Here is a 16206-nt window from a genome sequence, read left to right on the forward strand (position 1 = left end):
AGGGCAGGATTTACACTTGCTGAGACCGTCTGCGGCGAGGAGGGAGACACATGGGCACCAGTAACCAGAATGCGCAGGCGCCTTCTCTCGCCGCAGTCGTCTCAACTGATCAACTTCGCTTGATAACCCGCACGGCACGCCTTTATCACGAACGTGGCCTGAAACAGCAGGAAATCGCAACCAAACTCAACGTCTCGCAAGCGCGCGTTTCGCGCATGTTGAAACAGGCCGTTGAGCTGGGCCTGGTCAAGACGGTAGTGACGGTTCCCGCCGAGGTCTTCCCAGAAGTGGAGGAGAAACTCGAACAACATTTTTCACTGGATCAGGTTGTGGTGGTCGAATCGCATGCCGACTACAACATTGTGTTGGATCGGATGGGGCAGCAACCGCTCGCTTTTTGGAATCGGCACTGGCGAAGGATGACATCGTCGGTATTTCTTCGTGGAGTGAATCGATCTTGCTTGCGGCGCGGGCGCTGCGACCCAGCGCAAGCGTGGGCTGCCGTTCCATTGTGCAAATGGTGGGAGGTGTGGGTAATACCGAAGTCCAGATGGCCGCAACCGAGATCATGCAGATACTGGCGCACCGCCTGCGCGCCGAACCGGTCTTCATGCTTACACCCGCGGTGCTTGATTCCAAACATGCACGCGAAACGCTGGGTAGCGATTCAATGATTCGCCGTGTGACAAAACTATGGAATCAACTGGATATCGCCATTTTCGGCGTCGGAGCGCTAGCCCCCTCTCCCCTGCTCGCACGATCCTGGAACTTCTACCAGCCCGGTGATCGCGATACTTTGCGCAGCGCCGGTGCGGTAGGGGATGTGTGCGTGCGCTACTTCGACGCGAACGGAGAGCCTGTTCGCGGTGTCTTCGATGAGCGTGTCATGTCCATTGAGCGAGATCAGCTGCTACGGGTTCCCCGCCGCGTTGCAGTGGCGGGCGGTCCCGACAAATACGAGGCGGTCCGCGCCTGCCTACGCGGCGGGTGGGCGACCACACTTATCACCGACTCCGACACGGCAACCCAGCTCGCGGATGAAATCTAAAGCCAAGTGTTTCAATACACCGCGCTAAACGGCATCACAACAGCATCAATCAGCAACAGTGCAAACATCGAAGGAGAAGTTCATGCTGAAGAATATCGATCCTCGTTTACACCCCGATCTGCTTTACGTCCTCGCGCGTATGGGCCACGGTGATCGGCTCGCCGTCGTCGACCGGAACTTTCCCGCCGAGTCGCTGGGCAGAGAAGTGGTTCGCCTTGACGGGCTGGATATCCCGTCGGCTCTCGAAGCGTTACTGACGGTGTTCCCCATCGACACCTTCATCGACCAGCCGGTCGCCGTCATGCTTGATGTACAAGCGCCGGATGTGCGCCCGAATGTGCAGGCGAAAGCGCTGGCGCAGATTGAGGCCGTCGAGCAACGTCCCATCGGCGTGGAAGGCCTCGAACGTTTCGAGTTCTACCAGCGCACGAAGTCGTGTTACGCAGTTTTGACGACGACGGAGGACCGCCCTTACGGATGCTTCATTCTGACCAAGGGCGTGGTATGACCCTCGCTCGCTGCGCTTCACGTACCGCCGGGCGGCTCCGGTGTTGTTCATCCATTTCATTGCGGCATTCCGCCAAAGAATCGGACAAGCATGCATAAGCTTGTCTTGCGGGACCAAGCTGACAAAGCAAAGGAACTGATATGGCAAAAGTAGTAGTCCTCGGCTCAATCAACCAGGACGTAACAGTCACATGCAAGCGTGCCCCGCTGGTGGGGGAAACGGTACATGGAACCTCCGTTGAATACTTTCCCGGAGGTAAGGGCTCCAATCAGGCGGTCGCAAGTGCCCGCTTTGGGGCAACAGTCGCATTCATCGGCTGCGTCGGCAATGAGTCGGCAGGCCAGGTCATGCTCTCCAACTTCGATATCAATGGAATTGATCGTTCCGCGGTACGCGTATGCGAAGATGCGCCTACCGGCACTGCTTTGATCACCATTGACGGAACGGGTGACAACTCCATCGTCGTCGTTCCCGGTGCAAACGAACAGGTGGGAGCAGAAGATGTCGAAGCACTGCGCGACGGCGGCTTCGGAGCGGGGGACGTGCTCGTCTGCCAGCTTGAGGTGCCACGCGCCACCGTGGCCGCAGCGTTGCGCCTCGGCCACAAACTGGGCATGACCACGGTGCTGAACGCTGCACCAGCTGACGATGTGCGCGATCTTCTGGATGTCATCGACGTCCTCACAACCAATGAAATGGAGATCCAGCCCAATATCGGTGGAGATTTTTCCAGCCGTGACGAGCTTACAGAGCGCGTGGGAGAGCTGGCTCGAAGCACCGACACCGCCGTTGTGGTGACCCTCGGCGGCGAAGGATGCGTCGCGGTCGCGGGAAACGATGTGGCGGATATACGTGCACGCAGTGTGGATGTTGTGGATACCACAGGTGCCGGGGACACCTTCGTCGGAGTTCTCGCTGCGGTGCTGGCCGATGGCGAGTCTCTTCCCGAGGCTGTGGAGGTAGCCTCTGCCGCCGGTTCTTTAGCGACGACGAAGAAGGGCGCCCAGTCCGGCATGCCGACCCGCGCAGAAGTCGCGGATTTCCAGGCCCAAGCATAGGGGGCCACGCCGCGCTGGGCACAACCGTCTAGAGCGACTTAGTGTCCCGCTCTCTTTGAAGCGGTCTGGGGAGGAGGCTGGGCACCGCAGGAGTGTTTCCATTGCGCTGCCCAGCGCTCCCGGGATTGCGACTTTCGAAGGTTGTGATGAGTACTTCAGACGACTCGGTGCAGCGTCCGTACTCTAGTCGCTGACTATGGATCCTCTCCGGGTTCTTCGGTTATCTTCGGCTTTCGCACGGACATACGCGAAAAACCCGGGGATTCCATCAAGCATTACCTACCGGAGCGTATCTAACAGCCGCGCCGACAAGACCACGACGACAAGCAGTGACCAGACCTTCCTTGCGGCGTCGTGCGATTCCGCGCGTCCTGTACCATCTCCTCCACTCTGTTACCTCACCTGTCACGTTCGCGCGATTGCCCGAGTTCCGGATTTGCCCCGTGTCCTATACAGGGACCAACCTCCAGGCTTAGCACTGTCCCAAGCACTACGGGCTGCTGTCAACTCACCGGGTAGCGACGTCGGTACACTGTCGCCTTGCCGTTGCCGTCTGTCACGTTCGCACCATTGCCATTGTCACGCTGGCGCCGTCGTTGGCGCAGCACCCGTTGTATTCCCGTCGGTCTGAGCCGTTTCGAGGGCGCGGCCAAAGCCGTACCCTGATCGCGGCGAGGGTCCTTTGCACACCCAATATGCGGTGACTCCAGGTACCGCGACCGCGAATAGGCTGCAATCGTCAGTTGAAGCTCTCCACAATGCCCCAGATGAACATGTAATCCACACCGAGCCCCGGCTGCCACGACTCAGCCGCAGACAGACGACAGACTAGTCGGTATGAAACACACAGTAACGCACGTGTCGGCTTGCTCCGATTCTTCCGAAGCACCGTCGGAGCCAGCACGCACCGTAGAGCATGAAACAACTACCACACAGGAAAAGCCATTGCAGCGAGGATCGGATCGAGCAGTCAGCCATGTCACTGGCACACAGTCACGTATCGCCCTCGCGGAGCAAGTCCGTCGTGCTGGACTGGAAGAGTGCGTACTCTCAGCCAGCGGGCCGCTACCCAACGCATCCGATGCCGCCAGCGTGGCCGACCGGGAGGAGTGGACCGAGCAGACCAACCGGCACAATCAAACCAGCCCGCCAGAGCAGACCGACACCGCAGGGTCGGCAACCTCGCCAGAACAACGCAACCCGCAAGAACGAGGAAATACTGGGAAGTCAAACGGCACGGAGCGCGCCGACAGGACAGTCATGAGCCCCCGGCAAGCTACTTGCGCCTCTCCGAATTGTTCTGTTCCGGAGCCACCACATGTTGGCCAGCACAACAGAGTTGGCGCCAAGGTCGTGCCTCCCCAGGAGGAAACCGTGCGCATAAGCCCATCCACCAAAACAGCGGTCCAGTCCCACCCGGCTCCACACGCTGGAAGCACAAGAGGCATTGCCGCCCACAAATCCGATCAAGGGTCCTCACATGTGCCGCGGACCGTTTCTCCACCGAGCCGACGAGGTCAAGCAGAAGCAAACTCTTCATCGCCGTCCACGGCAACCATTCCTGCTGTCTCTCAGGCGTACCTACCTCTCTCCTTCCCTGACACTTCGCGCGAACAGGTCACGCCGAGCGAACCGTTCGGGAACATCCCCTACGTTCTTCAAACAAGCCGCCTCTCTAGCAAAGAGCTGCGCCAGCTTGAAGAGCGCTCGTGGATATGCCTTGGAAAAAACCTCTACGCCGAACCATTGGCCGGGACTGGCACGCAACAGTCTGAGCACGATCGACACATCTTCCTCTCACAATTGCGCTTGTTCACCGAGCGGACTGCTGGCGCACCCGTCGTCATCGCCGGTGAAGCGGCTGCGTGCGTCTGGGGAAGCGACCTGCTGCATCTTCCTGACTGCATCGACTACTATCAGCTCGGTGGCGCCTGGCAGAGGGCTCCACTCAGGACCCCTCGTGTTCTACGACCAAGGCGCAGAAACCCGTTGGCACCAGACTCGCAGATTTGTAACATCGATGGCGTTTACGTAACAAACAGACATCGTACTGCTGTTGATGTGGGACGCTGGGCGTCGGACGCCGAGCAGGCAGTCGTGACCATCAGTTCCATCATGCGCCAGCTCATCGGCACCGAGCCGCGGCAAGGGCACCGAGTCGATGGCACGCTAGTGAGGGACGATCTGCAACTCAAAGCGCTACTGGCCGACATACTCGACGGCATGGGAGCAAAAGCTGGGACGATACGTGCACGCAGACGGATCAACTTGTCGTCAGCTCTTTGTGGCTCGACAGGCGTGAGTAGGCTGTGGTGGCTTCTTCAGCTCTTCGGCTTTCCGGCGCCCGAGTTGCAGTATCCGATTCTGACTGACACTGGACTGTATTTTGCAGACTTCGCATGGCCGGAGTGGAGGCGAATCATCGAACTCGACAGGTTTGATGAGCTTGAGCCTAGTCTGACCGGCGACGACGTTGCGGAGCCGTTGACCCGCATCAATTCCTTGCGACATCAAGGTTGGGAAGTACTACATATTCGGCCACAGGATCTGGTCAACCACACTCGTCTCGTTCGACGACTCCAGCAGTTCTTCCCCGCGCGAGCGGGGGTGATACCACGACTGTCAAGAGCACTTCTATGATGCCGGGAGCCGTTGGCATACACGCCTCACCTTGTTCATCCTGCGTGCCGCTCGCAAAATCTGCTGCCCTTGACGTTCCTACCCGACGTCGTCATTCGGTTCAGGCCACAGATGTCAACGGACTGTTCTCCCCCTGATATCTCGCCAATCCCCGGCCGTCTCACCACCCTCCGGACCCTTTCCACCCCGGACCCTTCGCCAGTCACCTGTTGTCTCACCACCCTCCGGACCCTCCACCAGTCACCGATTGTTTAGCGAATCCCCGGATCCTTCACCAACGTGGCGGCCTAATCGCACGAACAGACAACCGGGTTTTTCACCAGCCTCCGGACACTTCGCGGTCATAGAGCAAAAACCCGGAGAGGATCCATAGTCTGCAACATCGCACACCCCAACGAGCGCCTCTCCTCCGGCGAGCTCCACCAACTACATGACGCAACTACTACCATCTAGCAAGATGAAACAACAATAAATAGTGTAATAGTCACACAAACCGGCTTTTATCAACGTAACTCGATTTCCCGACATATCTGACTAACAACGAGCACTAACCATCATGAATCACTTCAATTCACGCGCAAGCGCTCAACACCACTTTCAGCAGCATGTCTGAGAACAACGCCTTATATGCGATACATGCGCGGACTGCCCATCCGACGTACGCAGGCTCATGGGGCACACCCACATGCAGTGAATGCGCCCCATGAGCTGCGGATTACTAAACGTGCCGCCTAGGCGAAACTGGTCAGGCCCTCGATCAAGTACACGGAAGCCTGGCCTCCTTGGTCTACTAGGCCAACGGCCTTATCACCGAAAACGGCCGCCTTTCCGAACCGGGGAACCATACCCTTGGTCGCCTCCAGCCCCTCGGACGCCCCGGCCCGCGCCGCCTGCGCGACCTCCGTGAGCCCGCCGTCCTCGTCGTCAACCTTCGCCCGAGCTGATCGCGCCGCCGGTGCAAGAACGTCAAGCAGGGTGCAATCGCCTTCCTGGCACTTTCCACGTTTGGCGACGCCGTCGCGCAAACCTTCCAGAAGTGTTGCCAGCCCGGCCGCGTCAATCGCTCCTTGCCCGCGCAGTCCGCGTCCGGCCTGCATTAGCGCCGAGGCCATAAGCGTTCCCATGGTGGAAGGTACCGCGCCGGCCATCGCCATGCCGCCTTTCATGAGCATCTCGCCGCAATCGTTACCCTCATAGGTGCCGACACTCTCAGCGAGTGCCGCGAAGCCCTTGCGCATGGTGATCCCAAGGTCGCCGTCGCCTAGAGCCGCGTCCATTTCACGCAGTGTTTCCTCATGGTCCGCCATATTCTGCGCAACCACGGCGAAAAGCTTGGCCAGCTCGGCCACGCCCAGGCTCTCCATTACTTGGCCTCCTGCACAAAGAACGGTGTGGCAGCTGGCGCGAGAAGCAGGTCCTCGAGCTCGTCGTCCAACTCGATGAGGCTGATAGAGGCTCCCGCCATGTCCATTGAGGTGACGTACTCGCCGACATAGGTCTTCGCAACCGTGACTTCCCGTTCGCCGAGTTCCGCCAGCACCTCGCCAGCCAGAATGTACAGCTCGTCCAGCGGCGTCGAGCCGAGGCCGTTCACGAGCACGGCCACTCGCCCTCCGGCAGCCACAGGGCGATCATTCAAAATGGTCTCCACGCTCTCCTTGGCCAGCTCGCGGGCGGGCTTGACCTCGCCGGTCCACACGCCCGGCTCGCCGTGGATGCCGACGCCCATTCCCATCTCGTTTTCGCCCAACTCGAAGTTGGGCTTCCCGGTACCGGGGATCACGCAGGGCGCCATGGCGAATCCAACGGTGCGCGTGCGATCATTGGCCTTCTCCGCCGCCGCGGTCACCTCGTCGAGTCCCGCGCCACGCGCCGCCGTCGCGCCCGCGCATTTGTACACGAAGAAGATTCCGGCCACGCCACGTCGGCGGTCCTTCTCCTCCGGTGGCGCCGAGTTCACGTCGTCGTTACCGAGGACGGTCCTGGTCTCAATACCCTCCATCTCACACATCTCGCCGGCCATGTCGAAGTTCATGACATCGCCGGTGTAGTTCCCATACAGATACAGGAGGCCTTTACCGGTGTTACACGCTTTCGACAGTTCGAAGAGTTGCGCCGACGACGGCGACTGGAATACGTCTCCAACACCGCATCCGTCCAGCATGCCGTCTCCGACGTACCCGAGGAAAAGCGGAAGATGCCCGGTACCTCCTCCAGTTATGATCCCGACTTTGTCTGGGACCATGGCCGCGCGAGCATAGCAACGCAGGTCATCGCCCACGGGCTGCACCTGCTCGCCGTGAACGGCGTAGATACCCCGCAGCATGTCATCGGTGTACGTCTCCGGGGAATTGATCACTTTCTTCATTGCACAGTCTCCTTTGTCTGTACGGGTAGCCGGCGACTCCGGCTACTCTTTTGTAGCGAGCGCAACAGCGGGACGACGAAGGTAAGAGCCACCAGCACCACCAGCACGAGCGACACCGGGCGAGTGACAAAAATCGAGTAGCTCCCGTTCGACATCACGAGCGCACGTCGCAAGTTTGATTCAAACATACTTCCCAGTAACAGGCCAAGGATAAAAGGTCCCGGTGGGAAACCGTGCGCCTTGAACAGGTAACCCAGCACGCCGGCGATGAACATGAGGATGACATCGAAGAAGTTGTTATTGAGCGAATATGAGCCGACGACGCACAGCCCACACACCGCTACCCACACGGTCGATTGTGAAACGCTCAGCGCGCGGGCCGAGGCCTTCGCCGTCGCCAGCCCGAATGCGAGCATTACCAGATTGGCCAGCAACATCAGCAACATGACCTGCGCGGTGAAATCAGCGTTCTCGCTAAACATCTTGTATCCCGGTTGCATGCCGTACATGGTCAGTGAACCGATCAGAATGGCGGTAACGGCGTCGCCCGGAATGCCGAGCGTCAGCATCGTTGTCATGGCCCCGCCGATCACACCGTTGTTGGCAGCCGAACTCACGGCAAGCCCCTCTACGGATCCCTTCCCATATTCGTCCCCATGCTTGCTGAACTTCTTACTGTTGCCCCAGCAAATGATGGAGGCGATGTCACCGCCCGCAGCTGGAATCGCTCCGATAATCGTGGACGCACCGGCAGCCACCGTGGTCCGGGGCACTAGGCCAAGCGTCTCCTTCACCGGTGGCAATACGCGCCCGAGTTTCAGATTCCTCTTCCGCTCCGCCAGTTCCTCGGCTTCACGGGCTCGATTGCGGATGTGAATCTGGTAGAGCACCTCCCCGATCCCGAAGATGCCGATCATTACCGGGATGAAAGAGACACCCGCCAGCAGAGACGTCTGCCCCATCGTGAATCGTTTAACGGAAAGGATTGGATCAAGACCAATCGACGCGACAAGCAGACCGGCCGCACCCACCACAAGGCCCTTCAAAACATCATCACTGGCGACGGCGATCATCATCGCCAGGCCGAATACCGCCAACAGGCAATACTCGGACGGTCCGAATGTGACGGTGAACCGCGCAATCGGGCTGGCGAAGAGGATCAAGGCGATAACGCTCACCACACCGCCTAACACCGAGAAGATTACGTTGACGCCCAATGCGATACCGCCCTGCCCACGTCGGTAGAGCGGGTAACCGTCGAAGCTTTGGGTGATAGAGGCGGGCGTACCCGGCGTATTGACGAGAATCGCCGATATGCCGCCGGCAAAGATAGCCGCATTCCACAAGCCCATCAGCATGGCGAATCCCTCGGTAGGAGAGAACCAGAAGGTTATAGGAGTCATAATGGCAATCGCCATCGTGGCCGACAGGCCCGGCAACGCACCGATAATGGTGCCAATAACAACTCCGGCACATAGGAAGAGCAGCACGGAAGGCTGCATTAGTGTTTGCAGGGCACTTGCCCATACTTCTGAACTCATTGTCCGTCCTTACACCGCGAATTGGATGGAGAACCCGAGCGTGAATGCCAAGTAGATGAAGAGGGTGAAGCACGCGGGGAAGATGAGAAGGAAACGTAGAGGCCTGCGATAGAGTGCCGACATGAGCAGCGTCATAACGTAAAGCCCCGGATAGAACCACCCGGTCGCATGCCAGAAAGTGAGGAACACGGCCAGTAACGCCAGTGTTCCGAGTAGGAGTAGGGCGTCCTGTTTCCGCTCGGCCGGTTCAAGTTCTGGCTCCGATGATGCCTGCTCGACGGCGACGTGCTCCGGCTCCAGCACTGCCTGCGCCCGCTCGCTCGGTGCCGTCGGCCCCTTCCGCGTCGTCGAGAACGAAGTAACGAGCGCTCGCACCGCCAGAACCAAGCCGAGTGCTGCCAGCAGCGCGCCGAGCACGATGGGGAAGAACCCCGCGCCCGGCACGCCGTCGGACGTGGCAGCTTCGAAGGTCAGGTTGCTATCACGTATCGCCGAGACGAGGAATGCACCACCCACTAGGAAGGCGAGGCCTCCCGAGATAAGGTCGTCTTTGCGTAACATGGCCGCGCGCCTCAGCTATTGACAATGCCTAGCCGTGGGATCAGTTCGGAGAAACGCGCCAGGTCCTCAGCAGCGGCGGCATCCATATCCGGTCCACTCAAATAGGCGTGCTCATAACCACGTTCCGCCAGGAAGTCGACCACCGAGTCCGAGTTCATTGCAGATCCACTCGCATCCTGAAGTACGGCAACCACCTCATCGGGAGTGTCTTTTGGCACAGCGAATCCACCCCATCCCTGCACGGTAAGGTCCACACCCAGCTCAGAGGCGGTCGGAACATCAGGCAGAATGGACGAACGCTCATCGCCCAGCACGGTCAGTACCTTCAGTTCTCCGGACTCCACGGAGGACTGCACCTCCGACGGACTGACGGTGACGGCTTGAATATTCCCACCCACGAGTGCTGCAACAGCGGGCGCCGCACCGTCGAAGGGAACATGGGTAAACTCAACATCCTCTTCCTGCTCGATTGATGCTGCGGCAACGTGCCAGATCGAGCCGGTGCCAGAGTTTCCGACTTGGATCTCGCCGGGGTGCTCACGGGCGTAGTCGGCGAAGTCCTCGTAGCTATCCCACGGGCTATCCGCCCGGACCGTCACCGCTGCCGGGATGGTCATCACACGGCCAAGGAAGGTGAAATCATCGGTGGATAGGTCGGTGAATCCCAACGCCTTGAGCATTGCCGATTCGACTGGCATATACGCGATGGTGTAGCCGTCGGCTTTTGAGCTTCGAACCTGCTCCAGTCCGATGGCACCAGAAGAGCCCGTCACATTCGTGACGACGACGGAGGTATCCAGTTCCTTTTCAAGCTCTTGCGCGTAGGCGCGAGCGGTTAGATCGGATGCGCCTCCCGCCGAATACGGCACCACAATGGTCACTTGTTTACCCGCCGGAAAATCCGACCCGTCGGAGTTCTCCCCCGAGCCGTTTCCACATGCCGCAAGTGCCAGTACCAGGGCACCGGCTGCCAGCATGGCTATCTTTGTTCTCATCGGTGTATGCTCCTTTGCGCTATTTCGACTCATCTGAGAACGATTGAATGGTTTCTTCGATCTGTACGTGAATTTGCTCGTACTCCTCCAGCGGTAGTTGGAGGAGCGGCGGCCGCACCACTCCCCCGGCAATGCCTCGGCGTGTCAGCAGATACTTGAAGATCGAGATGTCCGCGCCTGCGCGCATGATCGCGATCAGGCGGTTGGCGTTCAGCTGTGCCTGCCGGGCCTGTACAAGGTCGTCGGCGTCGTACAGTTGCTTGATAGCGACGAAGATCTCCGGCAGCGGCCCCGAGCATCCTGAGACGATGCCATCACACCCGAGTGCGAGCGCCGGGAGGAACAGGTGGTCGGCGCCTGGCAGCACGGAGAAACCGTCACCGATTGCGAGGTATTCGGCGATGCGCGTCATATTCGGATAGCTGTACTTAATCCCGACGAGATTGTTACAGCGCTCCCTGATTTCGCGGACCACTGAAACCGAGAGATCGTTGCCCGCCAGCTGCGGAATTGCGTATGCGTAGACGGGAAAGTCCTCCGGCACTTCTCGGCACACCGACTCGTAGTAGGAGATTAGAGCTCGGTCGGTGAGCGAGAAGTACATCGGAGTGACAACGCCGATTCCGTCCGCCCCGGCATCAACCGCGTGATGCGCAAGCGCGATGGTATCGGCAGGCATTTGGCATCCGACATGGATGTACACGGGCACACGCCCGTCGGCCTGGTCGATCACCGCTTCGGCAACCCGTTTTCTCTCCTCGACGGAACACAGCAGCATTTCTCCTGTCGTCCCCGCGGGATACAGACAGTCAACTCCGGCCTGAATGAGGAAATCGACCTGCTCGCGCAGCGACCCGTAGTCAATACTTCCATCTCCCCGGAATGGGGTGGTCATAGCGGTAATAACGCCGGATAGCTTGCGCATAGCCCTTCTTTCATCGCACACATCGTTGTCTACTTTGCAGAACTGGGTTCAGCAGCACCGCCGTTCGTTCAGTTCTACTGAACACTAGAATAGCGCGAAGCCGTGTGTCCCACAACGCATAGTTGATGTGATGCGCGGCACCATTACGAGGCGGCGGAGCCAATTCGCCGTCGTAACGGAACCTCTGGAAGCCGGACCACGAGGCCGTAAGATATATGCAGTGCAAGGCCAGAAAATGGAGGCGGTGTGGCAAGCAGAACCACGCAATCGGATCGGGGCGATAGCTCTGCGGGCGGCGTCCAGTCAGTTGTAAAGGCGGTGCGAATTCTTGACTGTTTCTCCGCCAACCAGCCCTTTCTCACCCTGTCGCAGATCTGCCGTGAGACCGGATTGCCAAAAAGCACCGCTCTGAATCTGGTCCGCACGCTAGAGCAGTCGAACTTACTGATGCGCATGGAGGACACTCAGCAGTATCAACTGTCGTATCGCGTCATGGAGTACAGCTACGCACTGAGCTCATCACTGCCTCTTATCCAGTACGCAATGCCCTTCTTGGAAGAGATTCAGGTGAGCACGGGTGAGAATATCTACCTCACCAGCCATATCGACGGGCGTGTGTTCTACTTGGAGTGCGTTTACCCCAGTATCCGCATTGGCAACTACTCCGTTCAGGGAAAGACCCTTCCTATGCACTGCACCGGCTGTGGGAAGGCCATGCTGGCCTACTTATCCGACCACGAACTGCAGCAGGTTGTCGATAGGCGAGGCCTCCCCCGCTTGACCCCCGCCACGATCACTGACGCGGACGCACTGCGCGAGGAACTGGCGGCGACGCGCGAGCGTGGTTACGCCCTTGACCTGGAAGAAGAAACTGCGGGTGTGAAATGCGTGGCCGTCGCCATACGTGACGGCTCCGGCTATCCCGTGGGTGCCATCAGCATCTCGGGAACCACGGTCAGTGTTCGCGACGATCTGATCGAAGAGTATGCGCGCATCCTTTCGCGGGCCGCATCGGTATTTGCATCAGTCTCGCGGCAGTTCCCCGCCGCACAGTTGCGCAGCCGCGGGTAGCGACTCTCTTCACCATCGCAATCGACGGCGCGGCATCCCTCAGCTGCGCCGTCACTGGTAGTGGTGCAAGATAACGGGCGAGGCGACATGCACGTCACCTCCAACATCTCCCAGTACTGGCCCCACGAACGGCGACCAGTGTGGAAGCGACGGCAGAGTATCAGACAGCAGCTCCACCGCCGAGCTATTACGGAGGTGTGATATTGCGGCTGCATGTCGACGTCGTTGCAGACGCATGGCAGCGGCCGAAATGGGGGATTGACCAAGTCGGGGATGGTGCCTACCACGCTTTTGGTCCCCGCACGGCGGTCACTGCCGAATCGGTGTCAAAATCCCGGTGGTTCCGCCCATCGAGCATCCATAGAATGGGGTTGTCACTGGAGTGGTGTCAAAATCCCGTCCAAACGCGATGCAAGCGCTTCGGGCCAGCATCCAAAACCGCGTGATTCCGCCATTTTTTAAATGGAGCGATTCCACTTTGCCTCCGTTTGGACGGGATCTGGACACGCTCACGCCAGCGCACCCCCGAACTGCTCACACCCCAGAGCACAAACGGGAATGAGAAACACCTGAACCACCGACTCTGCACGGCCGATCACTGGATCCGAAAAAACAAGCTCGGCGCCGACCAGGGACGGTCTGCCCCACCAGCACTGGACGTGCGCGTCACTTGGGCGCGGCCTCTACGCCCCGCCCTCCACCAACGCCACTGACGAAAAGAAAAGCCCGGATCTGCGCTTGCTAGCGATGGCACAGATCCGGGCTTCCACCCTTACCATTGCAACCACAGCACCGCTTGACGCGGTGCCCCAGTAACAACTCACACCATGTGCACGGTTAACCACTCCCGTACACATTCCTCTATTATGCCTGGGCTCCGCTGTGCGCACAACAGGGACATCACGTTCAGTGCAACGCGCGAACCCCGACACTATCGACACCGGCAGCCTCATCCCCGGCAACCTCAGCCCCGACTGTCTCGGCCGCAACGGCCCCAGCATCATCGGCCGCAGGCCAAGCGCCGGCGCTTTCGGGCGCCGCCTCAACCTCGATATTCGCGTCGCGCACCTCCCGGTAGGCGGGAAGGTCCGTATACAGCTCATCACGCAGCGGGTTCAATCGCTTGGCGCGGATAGTGCGCACCTGGTAGATCAGCACCGCCACATTGGCCACCAGCGAAATAGCCGAAACCAGGAACAGCGCTGCCGGGCGATGTGACGCCTCTACCGCGAAGCGGGACGACGTCACGAAAGTCGGCACGGCCATAGTGAACATCATCCACAGCGCCAGGGTGTGCGCCCGATGCTGTAACCATGCACCCCGCTTAATGAAGAAGGCCGGAATCGTGCAAGAAATCAGCAGCGCCGCACCGGCATAGAAGGAATGGTCACCAACACAGTTGTACACGTAGGCGAAGTTCCACAGATCGTAGGCAATGATCCAGAACCACAGCATGTCGGGCCAGATCATGTCCTTCGCCTTGTCGCGCGAGATGATAATCCCGCTCCAACCACAAATGGTGATGAGGTTGAGCAGACCCGCGACTCCGTTCATGTAGTTCCACGAGCCGGAGACCATGAAGACGCCGTCGACCACCTCATTTGCACCCATCGCGCCCACCTGGAAGTCGCGGATGCATGCCTCCAGGATATTCAGGCCCAGGATCGCGGGCGGGAAGAGCAGCGCCCACCGATGCGCGCGCAGCTTCGGGTGATAGCGCAGTGCCATGAAACCGAGGCACCCGGCCAGCGCCGAATAGACCTTCACCCAGTGGAACCAGGTGCCGGTCGACGAACCGGCACCCGCCGTCGTCGGCCAAACAAAAACAGTCAGGACGATTGGCAAGACGATAAAGATCGCCCAGCCCGCACTGCGGAAGCGGCGAGTCAGCTCGTTCAAGCCGATCAGTGCCGCGAGTACCGCGAGCCATGCCAACCACGAATACCACGGTATTGATTCGAATAAAAACATTGTGCGTGCTCCAAGAAATCGTGAGGAAGCCCGTCAGCGGGCTGTCCATTACACGATTACGTTATGATGCAGGCAACGACGACGGCGATGGACAGTCGCGCGGAAGTGTCCAAAAATCCGACTTCGCGTCACGGTTCCGGGTCGACGACGTCGCGACGTTTAGGACTTTGTTCCTAGAGAGCGAGGGGGAGCCAGACCATGGACGATAACATCATGTTCCCGTACGACGTCGTGACGCCACCGGGTAGTGCACGACGAGAGCCGGACACCACAGCACAGGCGCCCGGTCGCGGCGCACAAAGTCCGGCTGGCACGACACTGAGTAGGATGAGGCAATTCACGAGCAGTGCGGCGCAACCGCCACAAAGTATTGCACATCCCCGAGTGCCACCACCCAACCGCGGAGTGGAACCACGCACCCGCCACAAGGCATTGCGCATCCCCCGAGTGCCACCACCCAATCCCCGCGCAACACCACGCAACCATCACATAGAGGCGGGCCGCCAGCGGGAGACACCCCGAAATCGCCCCCTGGCAAGGTACAGCCACCTGACTGCGCAAGACGATCATCGATCTACATGGCACATGTGGCGCACGGCAGGGCGCAATCGCCGCGTGGTCATGCGGCGCCACCAGCGTACACAAAGAAACCGACGACGCCGGAGTTGCTCGGTCAAATTCTCAAGGAACAACTGCGCACAATTCCTTTGTCAAAGGTCACGGTGGCCGGTCTGGCAGCAGATGCCGGTATTTCGCGCCAGGCGTTCTACTACCATTTCTCCGATATACACGATCTGGCGGCGTGGGTATTCCAGATCGACATTGCCGACCACATCATGGCGCATGCGAGTTACGCACAGTGGGCGAACGGCTTCCGGCAGATGCTGGCCTACATGCAAGCACACCGCGACCAGGCGTATGCGGTGATCAACTCGCTCAGTCACGAGGAATTGGAGCAATTCTTCTTCCGGACCTTGCGCGAGATGATGAGCGTCATCGTGGCCGAGCTGGAAGGCGATCTGCAACTAACCGAGGCGTCGCGCACCTTCGTGATCGAGCATTTCACCCTGATCGTGCTGGGACATCTACTGCACTGGTTCGCTACGGACATGGCCGCCAACCCCACTGGTTTAGTGGACGACCTTGAGCTAATTCTGCACGGCACTGTGCGGGCGGCTCTGGAACGCTTCGCTCAGCGGGACGCCATGTAAACAGCACGCGCATCCCATCACCAAAACGCCACAGGCGGAACGCCGCCTTGGCACCTCCGCACGGACACCCTACAGGCGCCCCAGTCGGCCGCCAGAGCACGAGGCGGCCAGCCTCTGCCGCAATCCACCCCAACCACCAGCACAAGGCGGCCAACACGGAAGTGCCCCGGATACCGAAGCATCCGGGGCACGAGGGCTGGTTTAGCGTCTGTATGCTATCCAATTTTGAGCGCTTGTAGCAAGTGCAAGCACCGGCCGCAAGTACAAGTGCTCTCTGCGGGTACGGGCGCTCGCCGAGGTCGGACGACC

At 59.6% G+C, this 16206-nt stretch carries 13 protein-coding genes; 6 read left to right on the plus strand and 7 right to left on the minus strand.

The window, feature by feature from the left end; translation table 11 throughout:
• Positions 1-340 precede the first annotated feature (340 nt).
• From DDD63_RS10035 to DDD63_RS12075, 4 genes are all read left to right on the plus strand, one after another.
• Positions 341-1048: a sugar-binding domain-containing protein gene (locus DDD63_RS10035; protein WP_108716247.1), complete on the plus strand. Its 708-nt coding sequence runs from the start codon at positions 341-343 to the stop codon at positions 1046-1048.
• An 82-nt stretch (positions 1049-1130) separates the two neighbouring features.
• Positions 1131-1556 (plus strand): RbsD/FucU domain-containing protein, encoded by a 426-nt coding sequence (locus tag DDD63_RS10040; RefSeq protein ID WP_108716248.1) that lies wholly within the window; start codon positions 1131-1133, stop codon positions 1554-1556.
• A gap of 140 nt (positions 1557-1696) precedes the next feature.
• Positions 1697-2614, plus strand: a complete 918-nt coding sequence (locus tag DDD63_RS10045) for a ribokinase (protein WP_108716249.1) — start codon at positions 1697-1699, stop codon at positions 2612-2614.
• A 2097-nt stretch (positions 2615-4711) separates the two neighbouring features.
• Entirely contained in the window at positions 4712-5254 is a 543-nt protein-coding gene (locus DDD63_RS12075) for a hypothetical protein (protein ID WP_125482507.1), read from the plus strand.
• A 731-nt stretch (positions 5255-5985) separates the two neighbouring features.
• Here DDD63_RS12075 and DDD63_RS10055 read toward each other — a convergent pair.
• From DDD63_RS10055 to DDD63_RS10080, 6 genes are read right to left on the minus strand one after another with little or no spacing between them, the layout of a single operon-like run.
• Entirely contained in the window at positions 5986-6618 is a 633-nt protein-coding gene (locus tag DDD63_RS10055) for a dihydroxyacetone kinase subunit L (RefSeq protein WP_108716251.1), read from the minus strand.
• Positions 6618-7622: a dihydroxyacetone kinase subunit DhaK gene (locus DDD63_RS10060; protein ID WP_108716252.1), complete on the minus strand. Its 1005-nt coding sequence runs from the start codon at positions 7620-7622 to the stop codon at positions 6618-6620. The genes DDD63_RS10055 and DDD63_RS10060 overlap by 1 nt, the downstream gene beginning before the upstream one ends.
• Complete coding sequence (locus DDD63_RS10065) at positions 7619-9163, minus strand: tripartite tricarboxylate transporter permease (RefSeq protein ID WP_108716253.1); 1545 nt, start codon at positions 9161-9163, stop codon at positions 7619-7621. The genes DDD63_RS10060 and DDD63_RS10065 overlap by 4 nt, the downstream gene beginning before the upstream one ends.
• A 9-nt stretch (positions 9164-9172) precedes the next feature.
• Positions 9173-9724, minus strand: a complete 552-nt coding sequence (locus DDD63_RS10070; RefSeq protein ID WP_108716254.1) for a tripartite tricarboxylate transporter TctB family protein — start codon at positions 9722-9724, stop codon at positions 9173-9175.
• An 11-nt stretch (positions 9725-9735) separates the two neighbouring features.
• Positions 9736-10719: a tripartite tricarboxylate transporter substrate binding protein gene (locus tag DDD63_RS10075; protein ID WP_164505521.1), complete on the minus strand. Its 984-nt coding sequence runs from the start codon at positions 10717-10719 to the stop codon at positions 9736-9738.
• Between the two features lie 19 nt (positions 10720-10738).
• The gene (locus DDD63_RS10080) at positions 10739-11644 is read right to left on the minus strand and encodes a dihydrodipicolinate synthase family protein (RefSeq protein WP_108716256.1); all 906 of its coding nucleotides are present in this window, start codon (positions 11642-11644) and stop codon (positions 10739-10741) included.
• A 246-nt stretch (positions 11645-11890) separates the two neighbouring features.
• On the opposite strand from DDD63_RS10080, the gene DDD63_RS10085 reads away from it, so the two are divergent.
• Positions 11891-12715, plus strand: coding sequence for an IclR family transcriptional regulator (locus DDD63_RS10085; protein ID WP_108716257.1), 825 nt, complete (start codon positions 11891-11893; stop codon positions 12713-12715).
• A 906-nt stretch (positions 12716-13621) separates the two neighbouring features.
• On the opposite strand, the gene DDD63_RS10090 is transcribed toward DDD63_RS10085, so the two are convergent.
• Complete coding sequence (locus tag DDD63_RS10090) at positions 13622-14686, minus strand: DUF5692 family protein (RefSeq protein ID WP_240611259.1); 1065 nt, start codon at positions 14684-14686, stop codon at positions 13622-13624.
• Between the two features lie 578 nt (positions 14687-15264).
• Between DDD63_RS10090 and DDD63_RS10095 the strand changes: the two genes are divergently transcribed.
• Positions 15265-15897, plus strand: a complete 633-nt coding sequence (locus DDD63_RS10095) for a TetR-like C-terminal domain-containing protein (RefSeq protein ID WP_108716258.1) — start codon at positions 15265-15267, stop codon at positions 15895-15897.
• Positions 15898-16206 lie beyond the last annotated feature (309 nt).

Origin of the sequence: Actinobaculum sp. 313 (genome assembly GCF_003073475.1) — a bacterium.
In the GTDB taxonomy this organism is placed as follows: Bacteria; Actinomycetota; Actinomycetes; order Actinomycetales; family Actinomycetaceae; genus Asp313.

What these genes read in the sequence shown, in the direction of transcription:
- DDD63_RS10095 (WP_108716258.1), top strand. Translation starts at nt 15,265, where the DNA reads ATGGCACATGTGGCGCACGGCAGGGCGCAATCGCCGCGTGGTCATGCG.
- DDD63_RS10090 (WP_240611259.1), bottom strand. Translation starts at nt 14,686, where the DNA reads ATGTTTTTATTCGAATCAATACCGTGGTATTCGTGGTTGGCATGGCTC.
- DDD63_RS10045 (WP_108716249.1), top strand. Translation starts at nt 1,697, where the DNA reads ATGGCAAAAGTAGTAGTCCTCGGCTCAATCAACCAGGACGTAACAGTC.
- DDD63_RS10060 (WP_108716252.1), bottom strand. Translation starts at nt 7,622, where the DNA reads ATGAAGAAAGTGATCAATTCCCCGGAGACGTACACCGATGACATGCTG.
- DDD63_RS10040 (WP_108716248.1), top strand. Translation starts at nt 1,131, where the DNA reads ATGCTGAAGAATATCGATCCTCGTTTACACCCCGATCTGCTTTACGTC.
- DDD63_RS10080 (WP_108716256.1), bottom strand. Translation starts at nt 11,644, where the DNA reads ATGCGCAAGCTATCCGGCGTTATTACCGCTATGACCACCCCATTCCGG.
- DDD63_RS10065 (WP_108716253.1), bottom strand. Translation starts at nt 9,163, where the DNA reads ATGAGTTCAGAAGTATGGGCAAGTGCCCTGCAAACACTAATGCAGCCT.
- DDD63_RS10070 (WP_108716254.1), bottom strand. Translation starts at nt 9,724, where the DNA reads ATGTTACGCAAAGACGACCTTATCTCGGGAGGCCTCGCCTTCCTAGTG.
- DDD63_RS10055 (WP_108716251.1), bottom strand. Translation starts at nt 6,618, where the DNA reads ATGGAGAGCCTGGGCGTGGCCGAGCTGGCCAAGCTTTTCGCCGTGGTT.
- DDD63_RS10075 (WP_164505521.1), bottom strand. Translation starts at nt 10,719, where the DNA reads ATGAGAACAAAGATAGCCATGCTGGCAGCCGGTGCCCTGGTACTGGCA.